The sequence below is a fragment of the Rhodococcus oryzae genome (assembly GCF_005049235.1).
In the GTDB taxonomy this organism is placed as follows: Bacteria; Actinomycetota; Actinomycetes; order Mycobacteriales; family Mycobacteriaceae; genus Rhodococcus_G; species Rhodococcus_G oryzae.
Genome location: NZ_SUMD01000007.1, coordinates 1 through 16,246, shown reverse-complemented (window position 1 = coordinate 16,246; position 16,246 = coordinate 1). Strand labels below are relative to the sequence as shown.

General features: G+C 68.3%; 18 protein-coding genes and 4 tRNA genes. 9 read left to right on the top strand and 13 right to left on the bottom strand.

The window, feature by feature from the left end; genetic code table 11:
* Nucleotides 1-54: 54 nt before the first annotated feature.
* From FCG67_RS15485 to FCG67_RS15465, 5 genes are all read right to left on the bottom strand, one after another.
* A complete protein-coding gene (locus FCG67_RS15485; protein ID WP_425467845.1) occupies nt 55-2,013 on the bottom strand; it encodes an LCP family protein in 1,959 nt (652 codons plus the stop codon).
* A 204-nt stretch (nt 2,014-2,217) separates the two neighbouring features.
* Complete coding sequence (dusB, locus tag FCG67_RS15480) at nt 2,218-3,375, bottom strand: tRNA dihydrouridine synthase DusB (protein WP_077042797.1); 1,158 nt, start codon at nt 3,373-3,375, stop codon at nt 2,218-2,220.
* Nucleotides 3,376-3,475: 100 nt separating this feature from the next.
* Complete coding sequence (locus FCG67_RS15475) at nt 3,476-4,435, bottom strand: acyl-ACP desaturase (protein WP_136910821.1); 960 nt, start codon at nt 4,433-4,435, stop codon at nt 3,476-3,478.
* Nucleotides 4,436-4,696: 261 nt separating this feature from the next.
* The gene (locus FCG67_RS15470; protein ID WP_136910635.1) at nt 4,697-5,287 is read right to left on the bottom strand and encodes a DUF937 domain-containing protein; all 591 of its coding nucleotides are present in this window, start codon (nt 5,285-5,287) and stop codon (nt 4,697-4,699) included.
* A gap of 109 nt (nt 5,288-5,396) precedes the next feature.
* The gene (locus FCG67_RS15465; RefSeq protein WP_136910634.1) at nt 5,397-5,849 is read right to left on the bottom strand and encodes a hypothetical protein; all 453 of its coding nucleotides are present in this window, start codon (nt 5,847-5,849) and stop codon (nt 5,397-5,399) included.
* Nucleotides 5,850-5,957: 108 nt separating this feature from the next.
* On the opposite strand from FCG67_RS15465, the gene FCG67_RS15460 reads away from it, so the two are divergent.
* Both FCG67_RS15460 and FCG67_RS15455 read left to right on the top strand, forming a co-directional pair.
* Entirely contained in the window at nt 5,958-6,332 is a 375-nt protein-coding gene (locus FCG67_RS15460; protein ID WP_136910633.1) for an MmcQ/YjbR family DNA-binding protein, read from the top strand.
* Nucleotides 6,329-6,937, top strand: coding sequence for a hypothetical protein (locus FCG67_RS15455; protein WP_136910632.1), 609 nt, complete (start codon nt 6,329-6,331; stop codon nt 6,935-6,937). The genes FCG67_RS15460 and FCG67_RS15455 overlap by 4 nt, the downstream gene beginning before the upstream one ends.
* 10 nt (nt 6,938-6,947) lie before the next feature.
* On the opposite strand, the gene FCG67_RS15450 is transcribed toward FCG67_RS15455, so the two are convergent.
* Nucleotides 6,948-7,823 carry a LysR family transcriptional regulator gene (locus FCG67_RS15450; RefSeq protein ID WP_136910631.1) on the bottom strand — a complete coding sequence of 292 codons (876 nt, stop codon included), beginning with the start codon at nt 7,821-7,823 and terminating at the stop codon, nt 6,948-6,950.
* 113 nt (nt 7,824-7,936) lie between these two features.
* On the opposite strand from FCG67_RS15450, the gene FCG67_RS15445 reads away from it, so the two are divergent.
* Nucleotides 7,937-9,172, top strand: coding sequence for an MFS transporter (locus tag FCG67_RS15445; RefSeq protein WP_425467844.1), 1,236 nt, complete (start codon nt 7,937-7,939; stop codon nt 9,170-9,172).
* Here the strand turns inward: FCG67_RS15445 and FCG67_RS15440 are convergent.
* The 3 genes from FCG67_RS15440 to FCG67_RS15435 all read right to left on the bottom strand — a co-directional run bounded on the left by FCG67_RS15440 (nt 9,147) and on the right by FCG67_RS15435 (nt 10,015).
* A complete protein-coding gene (locus FCG67_RS15440) occupies nt 9,147-9,530 on the bottom strand; it encodes an SPW repeat domain-containing protein (RefSeq protein ID WP_136910629.1) in 384 nt (127 codons plus the stop codon). The genes FCG67_RS15445 and FCG67_RS15440 overlap by 26 nt on opposite strands.
* 134 nt (nt 9,531-9,664) lie before the next feature.
* A complete protein-coding gene (locus FCG67_RS25040) occupies nt 9,665-9,811 on the bottom strand; it encodes a hypothetical protein (protein WP_169310543.1) in 147 nt (48 codons plus the stop codon).
* A gap of 128 nt (nt 9,812-9,939) precedes the next feature.
* Nucleotides 9,940-10,015 (bottom strand) — tRNA-Lys (locus FCG67_RS15435).
* 56 nt (nt 10,016-10,071) lie between these two features.
* Here FCG67_RS15435 and FCG67_RS15430 point away from each other — a divergent pair.
* From FCG67_RS15430 to FCG67_RS15410, 5 genes are all read left to right on the top strand, one after another.
* Nucleotides 10,072-11,193, top strand: a complete 1,122-nt coding sequence (locus FCG67_RS15430) for a magnesium transporter CorA family protein (protein ID WP_246045103.1) — start codon at nt 10,072-10,074, stop codon at nt 11,191-11,193.
* A 251-nt stretch (nt 11,194-11,444) separates the two neighbouring features.
* The gene (locus FCG67_RS15425; RefSeq protein ID WP_136910628.1) at nt 11,445-12,140 is read left to right on the top strand and encodes a ScbR family autoregulator-binding transcription factor; all 696 of its coding nucleotides are present in this window, start codon (nt 11,445-11,447) and stop codon (nt 12,138-12,140) included.
* Nucleotides 12,141-12,220: 80 nt separating this feature from the next.
* Nucleotides 12,221-12,293: transfer RNA gene (locus FCG67_RS15420), tRNA-Glu, on the top strand.
* A gap of 47 nt (nt 12,294-12,340) precedes the next feature.
* Nucleotides 12,341-12,414, top strand: a tRNA-Asp gene (locus FCG67_RS15415).
* A gap of 54 nt (nt 12,415-12,468) precedes the next feature.
* A tRNA-Phe gene (locus FCG67_RS15410) sits at nt 12,469-12,545 on the top strand.
* A gap of 68 nt (nt 12,546-12,613) precedes the next feature.
* Here the strand turns inward: FCG67_RS15410 and FCG67_RS15405 are convergent.
* Both FCG67_RS15405 and FCG67_RS15400 read right to left on the bottom strand, forming a co-directional pair.
* Nucleotides 12,614-13,264, bottom strand: a complete 651-nt coding sequence (locus tag FCG67_RS15405) for a response regulator transcription factor (protein ID WP_136910819.1) — start codon at nt 13,262-13,264, stop codon at nt 12,614-12,616.
* Between the two features lie 17 nt (nt 13,265-13,281).
* Nucleotides 13,282-14,487, bottom strand: coding sequence for a sensor histidine kinase (locus FCG67_RS15400; RefSeq protein ID WP_246045102.1), 1,206 nt, complete (start codon nt 14,485-14,487; stop codon nt 13,282-13,284).
* A gap of 157 nt (nt 14,488-14,644) precedes the next feature.
* Here FCG67_RS15400 and FCG67_RS15395 point away from each other — a divergent pair, with 157 nt between their 5' ends.
* Complete coding sequence (locus tag FCG67_RS15395; RefSeq protein ID WP_211243222.1) at nt 14,645-15,097, top strand: hypothetical protein; 453 nt, start codon at nt 14,645-14,647, stop codon at nt 15,095-15,097.
* Here the strand turns inward: FCG67_RS15395 and FCG67_RS15390 are convergent.
* Nucleotides 15,084-15,770, bottom strand: coding sequence for an MspA family porin (locus FCG67_RS15390; RefSeq protein ID WP_136910627.1), 687 nt, complete (start codon nt 15,768-15,770; stop codon nt 15,084-15,086). The genes FCG67_RS15395 and FCG67_RS15390 overlap by 14 nt on opposite strands.
* An 80-nt stretch (nt 15,771-15,850) precedes the next feature.
* Nucleotides 15,851-16,246: MspA family porin (locus tag FCG67_RS15385; protein ID WP_211243221.1), on the bottom strand; the 396-nt coding region annotated here is incomplete at its 5' end.

Genomic DNA, 16,246 nt, shown 5'->3' with positions numbered 1-16,246 from the left:
TCATTGGGTTAACGCGGCATGAATGACGGTGCACGTCAGGGCGGTAAAAGCCGGTCAGGCGCAGGAATCGTCTGCCGCATTGGTGAACGCCAGATCGGCGGGCAGGGCGTCGGCCGCGGCGCCGCTCGCGGAGGAGTTCTTCGGGGCCATTGTCGGGGTCAGGGCGGCGCCGACGGACTTCGGCGGGGCCACCTTCCCGGAGAAGCTCGACCCGAGCACCACCTCGACGATGCCGCCGAGATCGGAGGACTCCTGCAGCACGGCGCCGGGGAGGGAGGACGCCACCGTCGCGGCCTCCGCCTCGAGCCCGGGTGAGTAGCGGACCAGCGTGTTCGTGCTGGTGCCGCTGTAGTTCCCGACGCTGTAGATCTGGAATCCATACGCGCCGAGATCGTCGGAGGCGGTGGCGGCGAGCCCGGTTACACCGGACCCGTTGGACACCTGCAGCGAGACGTCCATCGGGCTGACCGCCTCGAGCGCGGGCGGCGCGGGTGCGGCGGGCTTCGGGGCCGACTGTGCGGAGGAGGGGGCCGGATCCTTGCGCTCCTCGCCCGGCAGGGGCTCGTCGTCGATGATCGCCTGGAAGATCGCGTCGATGTCGTCCTGGCGGGGGATCTCGTTGCCCAGCTCGTTGGTGCCCGCGGTGGGGACCGTGAGGAAGGTGACCGCGCCCGCGTCCACGTTCTGCAGCGACCGGCCCAGCATCACGAGCGACTTGGTGTCGATGTTCTGGACGAAGGTGTCGCGGGTGAAGGCGTTGATGAAGCCGTTGAGCTTGCCCGGGTCGAACAGCACCTTGTTCGACAGCGCCCCGCGCAGCAGCGAGGAGAGGAACATCTGCTGGCGCTTGATCCGGCCGTAGTCCCCGTTGCCCTCGGCCTCGACCTTGCGCGCCCGCACGTAGTTCAGCGCGGTGGCGCCGTCGATCGTCTGCTTGCCCGCATTCGGCAGAACCGTTCCGAGTTCCCCGTCGATCAGGGGTGTGGTCGTGCAGACCTCGACCCCGCCGACCTGGTTGACCATCGACTCGAATCCGGAGAAGTCCATGGCCACGAAGTGGCCGATCTTCAGGCCGGACATCTTCTGGATCACCTTGACCAGGCACTTCGGCCCGCCGAACGCGTAGGCGGAGTTCAGCTTGTCGTTGTCCGCTGGCGGATTCATCTCGGTCGAATACTGGCCCGTATCGCTGTTCCAGTCCGCGCAACTGGGCCGAGCGATGTCCAGGTCGCGGGGGAACGACACCGCGACGACCCGGCTGCGGTCCGCCGGGATGTTGACCAGGATCACCGTGTCCGCGCGGGCGCCCTCGGCGTCTTCGACCGAACCGGCGCCCACGCCGCTGTTCGCGCCCGCCCTGGTGTCGGTGCCGACGATCAGGTAGGTCTCGTCGCCGGTCTGCCCACCCGGGTCGACAACGTCGGTGCTGTCGAGGTCGAGCGCGGCCACCTGGCTGAAGCCGTTGTCGGTGTTGCGCAGGTAGCCCCACGCGACGCCGGTGATCCCGACGGAGGCCGCCGCGGCCACCGCGACCGCGCTGCGGCCGAGCACCCGCCACCGCTTCTGCTTGCGGCTCTTGCTCGCGGCGAGCCGGGTCTCGCCGGGCGCGCCGACGCGGACGGGATCCCCTGCGGCCGGGCCGACGTGTTCGGGCTCCGCCCGCCGAAGCCAGCCTGTCGTCGGCGCAGGCGGCGGGTCGGGCACCGGATCCTGCCGCGGACGGGCGGGCGGCAGCGGCGACACCGCGGGAGTCTTCATCCGGCCGCTGTCGGCCGGGGGCGGGCTGTCGCGGTTCACCAGGTCGGAGACGGAGATCCGCTCGGTGTGCTCGCCGGGTTCGCCGTGCCTGCGACCGATCCGGCCGCTGTCGGTCCGCTGCTGGTCGGGAGGGCCGGGAGGTCCGGGAGGCTGCTGCGATTCGGGCCGGTACTGGGGCCGGCTCACGTGCGAGAGCGGTCGTTCCCAGGGAGCGCGACCTTCAGGCACTGGGCCTGGAGTCTGATCGTCGCTCACCTACTTGAACCCTGCCTCTCACGTCTGCATCCACCGCCGCAGTGGACGGTCACAACATGATACTTATCGAGACCGCTGGTTCCACTCAGGCACGAGGGCGGCAGGAGCGGAGCCTGCGCAGCGACCAGAGTTCGCAGGAGCGGAGCCTGCGCAGCGACCAGAGTTCGCAGGAGCGGAGCCTGCGCAGCGACCAGGCTGCACCGGTCAGCCGCCCGAATGCATCAGGTCGGCGCCCGCGGGAACCAGGCAGTCCTCCGGATCGTCGAGCCAACCCTCGGGCAGGGAGACCTTGCCGGGCGACCCCTGACGGCCGCGCGGACCCTCGGCGTCCTTGGGGAAGGGCACCGTCGGGTCGAGTTGGGCGAGGAGGTCGTCGAGCTCGGTGAGTGTGGACACCATGGCCATGGCCACCCGCATCTCCGACCCTGCGGGGAAGCCGCGGAGATACCAGGCGACGTGCTTGCGCAGCTCGCGCAGGCCCTTGTCCTCGCCGTGGTGGTCCGCCAGGAGTTCGGCATGCCGCCGGATGATGGACGCGACCTCACCCAGGTTGGGCGGGGTCGGCTCGGGGGTGCCCGCGAGTGCGGCGCTCAGCTCGGCGAACAGCCACGGCCTGCCGAGGCAGCCGCGGCCGACGACGACGCCGTCGCAGCCGGTCTCCGCCATCATCCGGACCGCGTCCTCGGCGGCGAAGATGTCGCCGTTGCCGAGGACAGGGACGTCGGTGACGTGCTCCTTGAGCCGGGCGATCTCGTTCCAGTCCGCGGTGCCGGAATACCGCTGGGCGGCGGTACGTGCATGCAGGGCCACCGCGGCCGCGCCCTCGCCTGCGGCGATGCGTCCGGCATCCAGGTGGGTGTGGTGCTCGTCGTCGATGCCGACCCGGAACTTCACGGTGACCGGGATGTCGGTGCCCTCGGTCGCGCGGACCGCGGCCGCGACGATCTGGCCGAACAGGGTGCGCTTGTACGGCAGGGCTGCGCCGCCGCCCTTGCTGGTCACCTTGGGAACCGGGCAGCCGAAGTTCATGTCGATGTGGTCGGCCATGTTCTCGTCGACGATCATCTTCGCGGCGGCGTAGGTGGTCGCCGGGTCCACGGTGTACAGCTGCAGCGACCGCGGTGTCTCGGTGGGCCCGAAGGTGGTCATGTGCAGGGTCGCGGGCTGGCGCTCGACCAGCGCCCGCGCGGTCACCATCTCGCAGACGTACAGCCCTGAGGTGCTGCCCGAGCGGGCGAGCTCCAGCTCACGGCACAGGGTGCGGAACGCCACGTTCGTGATGCCCGCCATCGGGGCGAGCACGACGGGGCTGCGCAGCTCCAGTGAGCCGATTCGAAGGTGCTGGCCGGCGGGTGATGACATTCGTTACCTCGATAGAAAGGGCTGTGCCCGGTACCTGTTTCGGTACCGGGCACAGAATAGCTGGCGCTGTCGGCGCCGGTGTTCGCTCCGCGGGCTCCGCTCAGGAAGCCTGCTGCTCGCGCTTGGCGGCCTCGCGGGCCAGCATGCGGTCGCGCTGCTCCTCGAACTTGGTGGCCTGCGCGTCGAGGTTCTCGAGGAACTTGGCGAGGTCCTCGCGGGTCTGCTCGCCCTCGGCGGTGAAGTCGGTGCGGTCGAAGATGTTCCACTTGCGGAGCACCGGCATCAGCACCTCCTCGAGGTGCTGGCGGAGGTCGTAGATGCCGTGCTTGGCCATCAGGACGCCGTTGCGGCGGAAGTTGGGCATGCCCGCGCCTGGCATCTGGAAGTTCTGGACGATCTCGTTGATCGATCGCAGCGCCTGATCGGGCGCCAGGTCAAGGGCCGCGCCGCAGACGTTGCGGTAGAAGATCATGTGCAGGTTCTCGTCCGCGGCGATGCGCTGCAGCATCTTGTCGGCGATGGGCTCGTTACAGGCCTTGCCGGTGTTGCGGTGCGAGACGCGGGTCGCGAGTTCCTGGAAGGTCACGTAGGCCACGGAATGCAGCAGCCCGGCGGCGCCGCCGTCGGGGAGCGACGAGTAGCCGTTGGTCATGTGCTCCATGCGGAAGCGCTCGAGCTCGACGGGGTCGACGGCGCGGGTCACGACGAGGTAGTCGCGCATCACGATGCCGTGCCGGTTCTCCTCGGCGGTCCAGCGACCGACCCAGGTTCCCCAGGCGTGGTCCATCGAGAAGTTCTCGGCGATCTCACGGTGGTAGGACGGCAGGTTGTCCTCGGTGAGCAGGTTGGTGATCATGGCCGCGCGCGCGACCTCGTCGAGCTGAGACTGCTCGATGTCCCAGTCGTCGCCACCCATGGCAGCGAAGTTGCGACCCTCGTCCCACGGGACGTAATCGTGGGGGTGCCATTCCTTGGCCATGGAGATGTGGCGATTCACGTTCTCCTCAGCAACCTGCGCCAGCTCCTGAAGCAGTTCGAGTTGGGTCAGATCCCTGGCCATACGCATGCCCTCCAAGTGTTGTCTGAAATCGGCTCAACGTAGCCTACGGGACCGTAACCACGTTGTGAATCGTTCGAAATGCTCACAGCCTGGGAATTGCCACCGGGTATGGGACACCCCGTCCGGGTCATCGGCCCCCTCCGGCTTTCCGTTACAGCAGTGCTCGGAAGGGATGTCGCGCGTACTTTCTTCTCCGCGCACGGAACTGGCGGCGTCCCGATTCGGGTCGCCGCCAGTTCTGCAGGGATTCGTGCGTGCGGACTACTTGCGCCCGCCGCCCAGCAGGCCGCCGAGCAGGTCTCCGAGGCCGCCGGCCGCGCCGCCGAGGAGGCTGCCGAGGACGTTTCCGAGGCCGCCCGCGGACTGTCCGCCGCCGCCGCCGAGCAGGCCGCCGAGCAGGTCACCGATGCCGCCGCCGGACTGGGCCTGTGCGGGCGCTGCGTCGCCGCCGCCGGAGAACTGCTTGGCGATGAACGCCAGCACGATGGGGGCCAGGATCGGGAGCAGCTTGCCGACGAGGTTGCTGTCACCCGCGCCGCCCGTGTTGCCGAGCGCGCTGATCACCTGGTTCTTGTTGTCACCGAACACGTTGTTGACGATCTTCTCGCCGTCGGCCTCGTCGACCTGGTCGATGTCGACGCCGCCGGTGAGCAGGGCCGGATCGGAGTGCTGCGCGAGGGCCGATTCCAGCGATGCGGCACCCGCCGGGTCCTGGGCGTTCGCCTCGAGGCCGCCGACCAGGGTCGGGATGGCCGTCTTCACGGCCGCGGTCGCGGTCTCCTCGTCGACCCCGAGCTTGGCAGCGATCTGGCTGATCGGGATCTGGGACAAAAGGTCGTCAAGTGATGCCATGGGTGCCCGCCTTCTCGTGGACTCTCTTTTCTCGAGCGTCCGGGTGCGTTCGACACTAGTGACCGTTCCGGCGGGTTGGGAGGATCGTCGCGCGGACCGGCGCGTCGATTCAGACGGTCGCGGAGGCCTTTTCGCGCGGGACGAGGCAGGCGAACAGCGCCACGACGAGCCCGCCTGCAACGAGATTGAGCCCCATCTGATTGCTCAGCAGGTTCGATGCGTGGTCGCGGAACTCGTCGCCGAAGCGTTCATTGACCCGAAAGAAGAACGCGGCCAAGGTGATCACGCCGACGATGATGCCGACCCAGCCGAGCGCCCTCGAGCCGAGGAGCGCGCTGAGCAGAATGAGTGCCGCCGAGATCACCAGCAGCATCGCCATCGACTTGTAGAACGACACCGACTGATCGCCGAGCTGCTCGAGCGCCCAACCTGCGGGGAATCCGTTTCGGAGATCGTCGATCCCGACATCGGTGGGGGTGACGTTCTCCATGATCGGCAGGAACGCGCCGATGCCGACCGCGATCCCGCACAGGAGCAGGACGAAGTGGACCCAGGTTCGCATGGCGCTCTCCCTCGCATCGGATCGGGTGTCACGCGTGCTGCACCCACGGTAACAACACCTGCGGTTCGCCGCTGGCGGAACCCGAGCGATGCGAGCAGGATTCACGCCATGGGCGACAACATGCGACGTCTCGAGGAGATCATCGCCGATCTCCCGGAAGCCGAGCGGGTCGATGTGGCCGCGTGGGGCGACCACCCCACGTTCCGGGTGCGGGGCAAGAACTTCGTGTTCAGTGACGCCACGGCCGAGCATCTCTCAGTCAAGCTGACGAAGGACGAGGCAGCCGCGGTGGTCGCCACCGAACCCGGGGCAAGTCCGTCCGGTTACGGCCTCGGCAGGCACGGGTGGGTGGCGCTCGACGTCGAAACGGATGCGGACGAGGAGCGCTGGGCGCAACTGCGCGAGTGGGTCCGGACCAGCTTCATCTTGGTGGCGCCGAAGACGCTCGCGCGCCGGGTGCTCGAGGAGGACGGTGCGACATGAGCGAGCAGGACGCGACCACCGGTGCGGCGCAGGCAGCGAAGGAAGGTCTGCCCGGCTGGGCCAGGAAGGTGATCGCCGGGCTGATTCTCGCTGTCGTCCTGGTGATCACGTACTTCATCCTGGCTGCCTTCCTGCCGAGATGGTGGGCGCAGCAGGCCGGGGCGTTGTCGTCGGGCAGCTTCACGAGGGGCATCGCCTGGGGGCTGATGTACGGCGTGCTGTGCACGGTGGTGCCGCTGATGCTGTTCTTCCTGGCCTGGCGGGTCCGCGGCCGGAAGCACAGTCGCGTGGTCCAGGTGGTGGCCGTGACCCTGGGAATCGTTGCGGCGCTGCCGAACCTGCTGACCCTGACCGTGGTGTTCGGTGGGAACACCGCCGCGCATGCGGGGGAGCGGATCCTCGACGTGGACGCGCCCGGATTCCGGGGCGCGTCGCTGGTCGGCGCGATCATCGGGGCCCTGGCCTTTGCGGTGTTCGTCGCGCGCAGCGTGTCCTACCGACGCCGAGGCGCCGAGCTCGCCAGGATGCGCGAGGAGGAAAGGCTGCGCCGAGAGGCGGTCGCGGCGGACGCGGAGGCCGCGCCGGGCCCGGACGAGCAGGGCTGAGTCCCGCGACTCAGGTCCGCCGGGCGACGAAGTCGCGGAAGCGCCGGACCGGTGGGGTCAGCGGGCGGTCCGGGGCCCAGATCATCCCGATCTCGCGCGCCGCTCGAGCGCCGCGGATCGGGATGACCACGATCCCGTCGGGCCAGCGGGCCACCCGCGCGACCGGGACCAGCGCCACCCCCAGCCCGGCGGACACCAGGCCGGTCGCCGTGGCGAGTTCACTGCTCTCGAAGACGATCTCGGGCGTGAAACCGGCACCCCCCGCGGCCTCGTCGAGCAGCCGACGCATGCCGAAATCGGGATGCATGGCGATGAAGGGCTCGTCGGCGGCGTCGCCGAGGTCGATGGCGGGCCGGTCGGCAAGGCGGTGTCCGGTGGGAACCGCGAGCGCGAGGGGCTGACGGCTCAGCAGCAGCCACTGCAGGTCGGCGGCGTCGGGTCGGGGCGAGACCACGGCCAGATCGGCGTGACCGGACCGGACCCGTTCGCCGAGGAGCCCGGCGGCGTCCTGGTGCAGCGCGAACCGGATCTGCGGTGCCTCGGCGCGGAAGCCCCGGATCAGGTCGGGGATCAGCCAGGTGCCGAACGAATGCAGGAAGTCGAGTCGCACGGTGCCTGCCGTGGGACTGATCATCGTGGCGATCCGCTCCTCGGCGTTCGTGAGTTCGGTCAGTGCGCGCGAGGCGTGCTCGAACATCAACCGGCCGTGCTGGTTGAGGCGGAGACGGCGTCCGTGGCGGTCGAACAGCTCGACGCCGAGCTGTCGCTCGAGCCGGGCCAACCGTCGCGACAATGTCGGTTGGGACAGTCGCAGTATGTCAGCCGCGGAGGTCACCTGGCCCTCCTCGGCGAGGACCACGAACCATTTCAGGTCGGTGGAGAGCATGTCGGTCCCGATCCTTTGACGACTGCATATGTTCTATCTGCATATAGAACACCGAAAACTCTCATTTTGTCGATAAGTGCAGGTCGGTCAGGATGGACTTCGGAGGCCATTCGATGACTACGACGACGACACTCACGCGGCAGGACGCACCGCACCGGCGCGGATCGCCCGGCTATACCCGGATCACACTCGCCCTGTTCGCGGCCGGGCTGACCGCCTTCATCTCGATGTACTCGACGCAGGCGCTGCTGCCCGCGCTGGCACAGGACTTCGCGGTGCCGCCCGGCACGGCCGCGCTCGCGGTCTCGGTGACCACCGGCGTGCTCGCGCTGGCCATCATCCCGGCGAGCGTGCTCTCCGAGCGGTTCGGGCGCACCAGGGTGATGGTCTGGTCGGCCGTGCTGTCCTGCGCGGTGGGGTTGGTGCTGCCCCTCAGTCCGACGATCGAATGGCTACTCGTCGGGCGCGTGGTCCAGGGGGTGGCACTGGCGGGGATCCCGGCCGTTGCGATGGCGTATCTCGCGGAGGAGGTGCACGGCAGGGATCTGGGGGCCGCGATGGGCCGGTACGTCGCCGGAACCACGATCGGTGGACTCCTGGGCAGGCTGATCCCGTCAACGGTGCTCGACATGAGCACGTGGCGATGGGCGATGGAGGCGTCCGCGGTGGCGGCGGTGCTGCTGACGGTGGTGATGGCCAAGACCATGCCGGGGTCGCGTTTCTTTCGGCCGAAGCGAGTGAGCTGGGGGACCGTCACGGCAAATCTCATTCTGCACCTTCGTAACCGGGATCTCAGGGTGCTGTTCGCGCTCGGTTTCATCCTGATGGGCGGTTTCGTCTCCGCCTACAATTTCCTCGGTTTCCGGCTGCTGGCCCCGCCGTTCGATCTGACGGAGGCCGCGGTCGGCGCGGTGTTCCTGCTCTACCTCTCGGGGACGGTCACGGCCGCGGTGGCCGGTCGGCTTGGCGACCTGGTCGGCAGGCGATGGGTGCTCCTGGCAGCGGTATGTGTGAGCGCGGTCGGCCTCGTGGTGACGCTGCCGGACGTTCTCGCGCTGGTTTTGGTCGGCATGCTGCTGTTCACCGGGGGGTTCTTCGCGGCGCACTCGGTGGCGAGTGGCTGGGTGGGTGCACTCGCCACCGAGCACCGTGCGGAGGCGTCATCGCTGTACCTGTGCGCCTACTACCTCGGTTCGAGCCTGGCCGCCGCAGGCGCCGGCCTCGCCTTCGGGTGGGGCGGATGGACGGCGACCGTGGCCTATGTCGGCGCGCTGCTGTTGGCCGCGATCTGGCTCTCGCTGTTGATGCTGTGGACGCCCGAGGTCAGACGCGCTGACGCGCCCGCGTGAGAGGCATGCCGGCCTGCTGTTTCGCCGCCAGACCGAGCACGCCGGCGGCCGTGACGATCGCCCCGGCGGCCACGGACACGATCGCCGCCGCGGTCGTGCCGTTGGGGAAGTCCATCGCCAGCGGTGTGGCGAGCAGGAAGAGCCCGAGTGCGATGAGACCCCAATGGCTCGACCGCGATTCGGTGGACATGGCCCACAGGCCGACGGAGTAGGCGAGCAGGCCGAGGATGAGGATGGCGCCGGTGATCTGCCGGTAACCCCGATCCGGCACCCACATGCTCAGCAGCACGAGGGCGATTCCGGTCGCGACGACGACCATGTCGCGGCGTACCTCGCGGACGTGTTCGGAATCGCTCATGGCAGCCTCCCTGATGGTGCGCCGCCACGCTCACCGGCTCCGGGGATCGGAGCGTGACGTCACTCGCTTCCGGTGTCCTCATTCTGGACCCGCGGTGGGTGGGTGTCGAGCCACGAATCGGATTCGGGAGGAACTCAGTCCACGACGGCATTCCCGCTCGACGGGCTGCTGAACAGGGGCTGCGGCGCGGGCGCAGAACTCGGCGTCGAGGCCGAGGCGGTGAGGCTGGTGTTGTCGGGATGGCTGAAGAGCGGGACCGGGGGGTCGACCATGTGTTCCATTGGGAGAGCATGCTCCAATCCGGCTCGGAAGGCCATTGACGCGGCCTGGGCGTGTCGACAGAGGTGGCCGTGGCTCGGCGGGGCCGGAGACGAAACGGTCCCGCCGGGCGATCGCCTGGCGGGACCGATGGTGCCCCCAGTAGGGCTCGAACCTACGACCTGCGGATTAAAAGTCCGTAGCTCTACCAACTGAGCTATAGGGGCGCGGTGCAGGAGTCTAGTGGCTTCGCCGCGTCGGCGAGGACAGGACCCCGGCAACGGTGACCGCGCCGATCGCGGCCGCGTCGGCGCTCGATGGTGGCCGGGTGCGCGATGATGGCGGGGAGGCCATGGGAGGGCTGATGGAGAAGCCGCGAATCGACACGGTTCAGGTGTCGTGCGAAGTCCGAAACCGGCTCTACCGGAAGGCGGTGCTGGCCGGTTCGGATCTTCCGCTCGACGAGATTGCGTCGTACCGGTCGGACGAGGACGCGCTCATCTGGGTCGACCTGCTCGCACCGTCGGTCGGCGACATCGTCGCGCTGTCCGCGCTGATCGGCGGCGCGGTGGCATTGCATCCGTTGGCCATCGAGGGGGCGATCACCGGACATCAGCGGCCCCGGCTGGTCAGGTTCCGCGATCACAGCATGTTGCATACCCGCGCTGTGCGTTTCGACGCGAAGGGCGTTCGGCTCAGCTCCACCGACATCTCGATCTTCATCCTCGACCGTGCGCTGATCACCATCCGGTCTGATGACCGTTTCGCGATCGATCCGATCCTCGAGGACTGGGACGACAACCCCGATCTCGCGGGCTTCGGTGTCGGCTTCCTGCTGCACACGGTCCTCGACGAGATCGTGGACGGGTATTTCGCCGCACTCGATGCACTGGACGAGGAGATCCAGGGGCTCGAGGACGAGTTGCTGATCTCGGACGGCGCGCAGAGCGCGGGGCGGTCGAGGAACGCGGTCCAGTTGCAGAGCTTCACACTCCGCAAGGCGGTGGTGCAGTTGTCCCGGTCGGTGCTCCCGATGAACGAGGCTTTCAGCGCGCTGCTTCGGCAGGGCGCGCACGTGCTCGACGCCGAGATGACGCCCTACTACCAGGACATCTACGACCATGCCCTGCGCGCCACCGAACGAATCGACGGGCTGCGCGACACCATCGAGTCGATTCTCGCGACCCACCTTGCGATGCAAGGCAATTCGCTGAACGAGATCATGAAGAAGCTCACCGCATGGGCCGCGATCATCGCCATTCCCACCGGGGTGACGGGCTACTTCGGTCAGAACATCCCGTTTCCCGGTTTCGGTCAGACGGAGGGGTTCTGGCTGAGCACGGTCTTGTTGGTCGGGCTCGCCTTCGGATTGTGGCTGAGTTTCAAGCGCCGAGATTGGCTGTGAACGGGGGCGCCGTCGCACCGTGTCGAGAACGCAAACGGCTCGGGTGCGCACCCCCTGCGCCGCACCCGAGCCGGCTGAATCGTACCACTCGGTGTGTTCTGCGGTCTGGATACCTTACCCGCAGGTAGGTGGAATCCGCATGAGGTTCCCCCGAAAGAGTCCAAATTAGGGCTAAGGTGACAACGAGGTCGTCTGGTGGCCTGTCGGGGCACGGGATAGAGCTGCACGGTTTTCGGAGGCGACTGGCTCACATGGCACGTCAACAGGAACGCGCACGTAGGACGCGCGCGGCGATCGTCGAAGCCGCTGCGGTGGAGTTCGCCCGCCGGGGCTACGCCGCCGCGTCGGTGAACACGATCCTGGAGGGATCGCACGCCACCAAGGGCGCGATGTACTTCCACTTCGAATCGAAGGAAGAGCTGGCCCGGGCGGTCCTCGCCTCGGCGCTCGATCACTACACGCAGACCAACGATCGTTGGAAGGCTGTCGACGCCGACCCGTTCCAGGTGCTGCACTCGATCATCGTGGAGCTGGCGGAGCGGTTCGCCAACGACGTCATCGTCCAGGCGGAGTTCCGGCTGATCGTCGAGCCCGAGTTCTACGCCGAGGTGCGGTCCGGTGGTTCCCAGGTGTGGGGGCAGACGGCGCACGAACTCGTGCTGCGCGCACAGGCCGAGGGTCATCTCCGGCCGGGGGCCGACCCCGGCACGTTCACCCGCGTCCTGGGCGCGGCGCTGGCCGGCCAGCGCTACATGCTCGACCTCACCGCCGACAGCACGCCGCTGCCTGAACGGTTCGAGGAGGCGCTCGCGGTCGTGCTGGAGGCAATGGCGTCGCGGGAGTGGCTCGAGGGCTGGCGTCGCACCGGTTGGCTGGACCTGCGCGCCGACACGGGTGTCGAAACCCCCGAAAATGGGCCAGAAACCGGCTCTGACCATTCGATTTGAGTTTTCCCGAATCAGTGTCTTAAGCTATCCCAGCTCCCAACGGAAAGCCGTTGAGGGAATTGCCGGAGAGATCCGGCGGGGCCCCCTTCGTTTAGCGGCCTAGGACGCCGCCCTTTCAAGGCGGTAGCGCGGGTTCGAATCCCGTAGGGGGTACAGTTCGACCGGTAAGATCGAGTGTTGTTGACACCAACACTCTGCAAGGCCCTGTGGCGCAGTTGGTTAGCGCGCCGCCCTGTCACGGCGGAGGTCGCGGGTTCGAGTCCCGTCAGGGTCGCAAAGTGCCGTTAGTCAGGCACAGCGCGATAGGCATTCGGTTCGGGTGCCGCCCGGCCAGGTAGCTCAGTTGGTACGAGCGTCCGCCTGAAAAGCGGAAGGTCGCCGGTTCGATCCCGGCCCTGGCCACCATGAGTGGTTACAGAAACTCCGGCTTCGAGTTCAACTCGAGGTCGGAGTTTTTTCGTTGGTTCGCAGGGTCACCGGCTCCCGGGGCTCACGACGCCGTTGTCGAAGGCGTACACGATCGCCGCGGCCCGGTCCCGAAGCCCGAGCTTGAGGAAGATGTGACCGACGTGACTCTTCACGGTCACCCCGGAAATCCCTAGCTCCCGACCGATCTCCGTGTTGGTGTGTCCGCGCCCTATCAACGTCAGCACGTCGAGTTCGCGTGCGGTCAGATCGTCGAGGGTCGAGGTGCCGTTGTCGGGAACCGGCGCGGACGTGCGGTAGGTGGCGAGGACCCGCTCGGTGACCGCCGGGTCGAGGCAGGCACCGCCCTCGGCGATGGTCCGAATGGCGCGAATGAGTTCCTCTGCTGGCGAATCCTTGAGGATGAAGCCGGCGGCACCCGCGCGCAACGCGCCGGAGAGCAGATGATCGTCGTCGAAGGTGGTCAGCACCAGCACGGGCGGCGGTCGATCGGTCGATTGCAGCTGCCTCGTCGCCTCGATGCCGTCGACCCGCTTCATCCGCAGATCCATCACCACGACGTCGGGGGAGTGGAGCGCCACCGCGGCGGGTACCTCGGCGCCGTCGGCGCACTCGCCCGCGATGATGAAGCCGTCTTTGCGCCGCAGGATCCGTCGCAGTCCCGAGCGCACCAACTCCTGGTCGTCGACAAGGAGCACCTTGACGTCCGTCGCGGTCACGAGAGCCCGGGGATCCCGCGCGAGAGCATGCAGTTGCGGAACTCGGTCCCGAGCGGGAACTCGGCGCGCACCGACCACCCGTTCGCGTCCGGGCCCGCGACAAGCGAGCCTCCCAGGAGTTCGGCGCGCTGTCGCATCCCCCTCAGACCGGAGCCGGCGCCGGGCTCGGATCGCGGCACGCGGTGGGTGCCGTTGACGATCGACACGACCACCGCATCGTCCGCCACGCGGAGCCGGACCTTCGCGTGCTCGCCCGGCGCGTGCTTGACGACGTTGGCCAGCGATTCCTGGGTGATCCGATACAGGCCGAGGCCGGTGGCCGCGGACACGGCTTCCGGGCTGCCGGTCAGGTCGTACTTCACGTGCACGCCCGCGCGGACGAAGTCTGCGACCAGTTCCGGGATGTCGGCGATGTCCGGCTCGGGCGCGACCCTGGCCGGACCGGCGTCGAGCAGTCCGACGGTCTGCCTGATGTCGGCCATCGCCTGCCGGCCCAGGCGCTCCGCGTCGGTGAGGGCCTCGATCGCCTCGTCGACATCACGATCCTCCTGGAGCGCTCGGCGGGCACCGGTCAGGTGCAGCAGCGTGATGCTCAACGAATGCGCGATGACGTCGTGAACCTCGCGGGCGATGCGCCGCCGTTCGTCGCTCGCGGCCTGCTCGGCGCGGCGGGCCACGGCTTCGCGCTCGCGTTGCAGCAGCCGCAGCTGCGTCTGGAGTACGAAACCCACCATCCACCCGAGCACAACACCGGTGACGTAGGGCGGGATCCCCTCGAGATCGCCGAGCGTGGCCGCGGCCACGATCATCGCGACCGCCGCGACGGCGACCGTGACGCTGACCCTCGGTCCGGTGGTCGCCGCGACCTGGGCGACTCCCACGATGAGAATGAACGGCGCGATGTCGTTGGGCACCGGATCCAGCAGCAGCAGTGCCGTTCCGACGAAGGTGGTGGCGATCAGGGTGACGGGCACCAGCCGGGGGTGGGGCAGCGGCAGGCCGAGCGTCAGCCACAGGCAGGCACTCATCGCGATCAGCCCGCCGAGCAGCGCCCATCCGGGAGGGATGAGGGCTCCGCGCTGCGCGACCGCGACGGCGGCGGCGGCAATCAGGCAGACATCGCTCGCGATCGGGATCGCGGGCGGGTAGTCATAGGGCAGCACCGCTATGCGGCGGTGTACGTACTCCGATACCACCTTCACCCCGCCAGCCTAAGGTCTGATCCGGCCGTCGGCATCGTGCCACGAGCGGTCACGATCTCCACCCACGGTAGGAGACGAAGTCACGACCCTGGCATGTCGAACCGGGCCCGAGGACTCCGTAGCGTCAGCGGTACCGACAGATACGGAGGTGAGTTCAGTGTCCTGGAATGACTTTCACGCACGCGGTGCCGTGCTTCAGCTGGTCTTGGAACGGGCTCGGGTCGACCCGGGCGATCCCGGACTGTTCGTCGACCTGCCCGACATACAGAAGCTGTTCGGCGGACCAGACGGTGTCCTGCTCGCGCTCGAGCATCGATGGACCACCCACCTCGCGGCGAAACTCGATCAGGCGATCGAGGACGGCGCCCCGCCGAACACCGCCTGGACCGAGCTGACCGCCGAGCAGCCCGAACTGCGAGCGGTACTGGACCGCTATGCCCGCCGTTCGCCCTCCCTGCGCGCGGCCCAGCACGCGGAGCGGGGAATGATCGGCGCGCATTTCAACGCCCAGGTCCATGCCGACGACAGCGGCGGGCTCGGCGGCGGCCGCCCGGAGTCCGGTGCCGCCGCGGCCTCGCCCGCCTCGGAGTCGGTGGTCAGCCGATGCTGAAGGGCTGGCCCCAGAGGGTGACGGTGCCCTTGACGTTCTCGGTGTCGACGGTGACGTTGACGTAGGAGCGGGCCTGCGCGTAGCCGGCGCAGCCCTCGACGCCCATGGTGGAGTCGGCCCAGGTGACGCTGCCGGTTGCGCCCTCGAAGGAGTGCTCGCCGGAGTGCGACTCGCCACCGAAGTCGTCGGCGGACTCGAGGTCGAGGACCGCGAAGCTCGCGGCCTCGCCGGGTCCGATGGAGATGTTGCCTGCGCTGTCGGCGGTCATCGCTGCGTCGCCGTCCTCGTTGGCCCAGGTGGTGCCGCCGCCGGCGTTGTGGCCGGTCTCGCCGCCGAGGGTGAGCTGGCAGGCCACGATGTAGCCGGGCTCGATGTCGCCGCCCTCGGCGCCGGAGCCACCGGAGATCTCGACCTTCGCCGAGCCGGAGACCCACACGTTGCGGTGCAGCGGGGTCGCGCCCATGGATCCGGAGATGTTCGCGGACTCACCGGACATGGTGACGGTGACGACGGTGCCGTCGGCGAGGGTCTTGGTGATGGTGCCGCCGGGCAGCGGCACGAAGGTGTCGGCGTTCGCCGCGCCCGCGGAGAAGAAGCCGAGGGCGATGGCGGCGGCGCTGCCGAGCGCGGCGGTCTTGAGCCCGCGACGCAGGCCGGTGCTGGAGACGTTCATGTTTCCCCTGTTCAGGGTCGGTCAGCTCGCGTCACCGCGAGCAAAGGGATGGACGAAAGGAAGAGCGGAAGGCGCGCGTGTCAGCCGATGCTGAAGGGCTGGCCGTACAGGGTGGTCTTGGAGTAGTCGTTGCCGACGATCTCGACGACCGTGTACGAGCGGGCCTGCGCGTAGCCGCCGCAGTTCTGGATCTCGATCTGGGTGTCCTGGTACTGCACGGCGTACTTGCCGTTCTTCTTGATGTCCTTACCCGCGACACCGACGAACTTGACCTGACCGGCGGAGACCGGGACCGTCAACGAACCCGAGATCGACGGGCCGTCCATGCTCACGCCCATCCCGATCGAGCCACCGAGACCGGTGATGTCGACCTGGCAGCCCACGATGTAGCCGGTGCTGATCCGCGAGACCCCGTGCGTGGACGAGTTGTTGGTGCCCTTGTCGTTGGTGGCACCGTTCCACGGACCCGCCTCGCC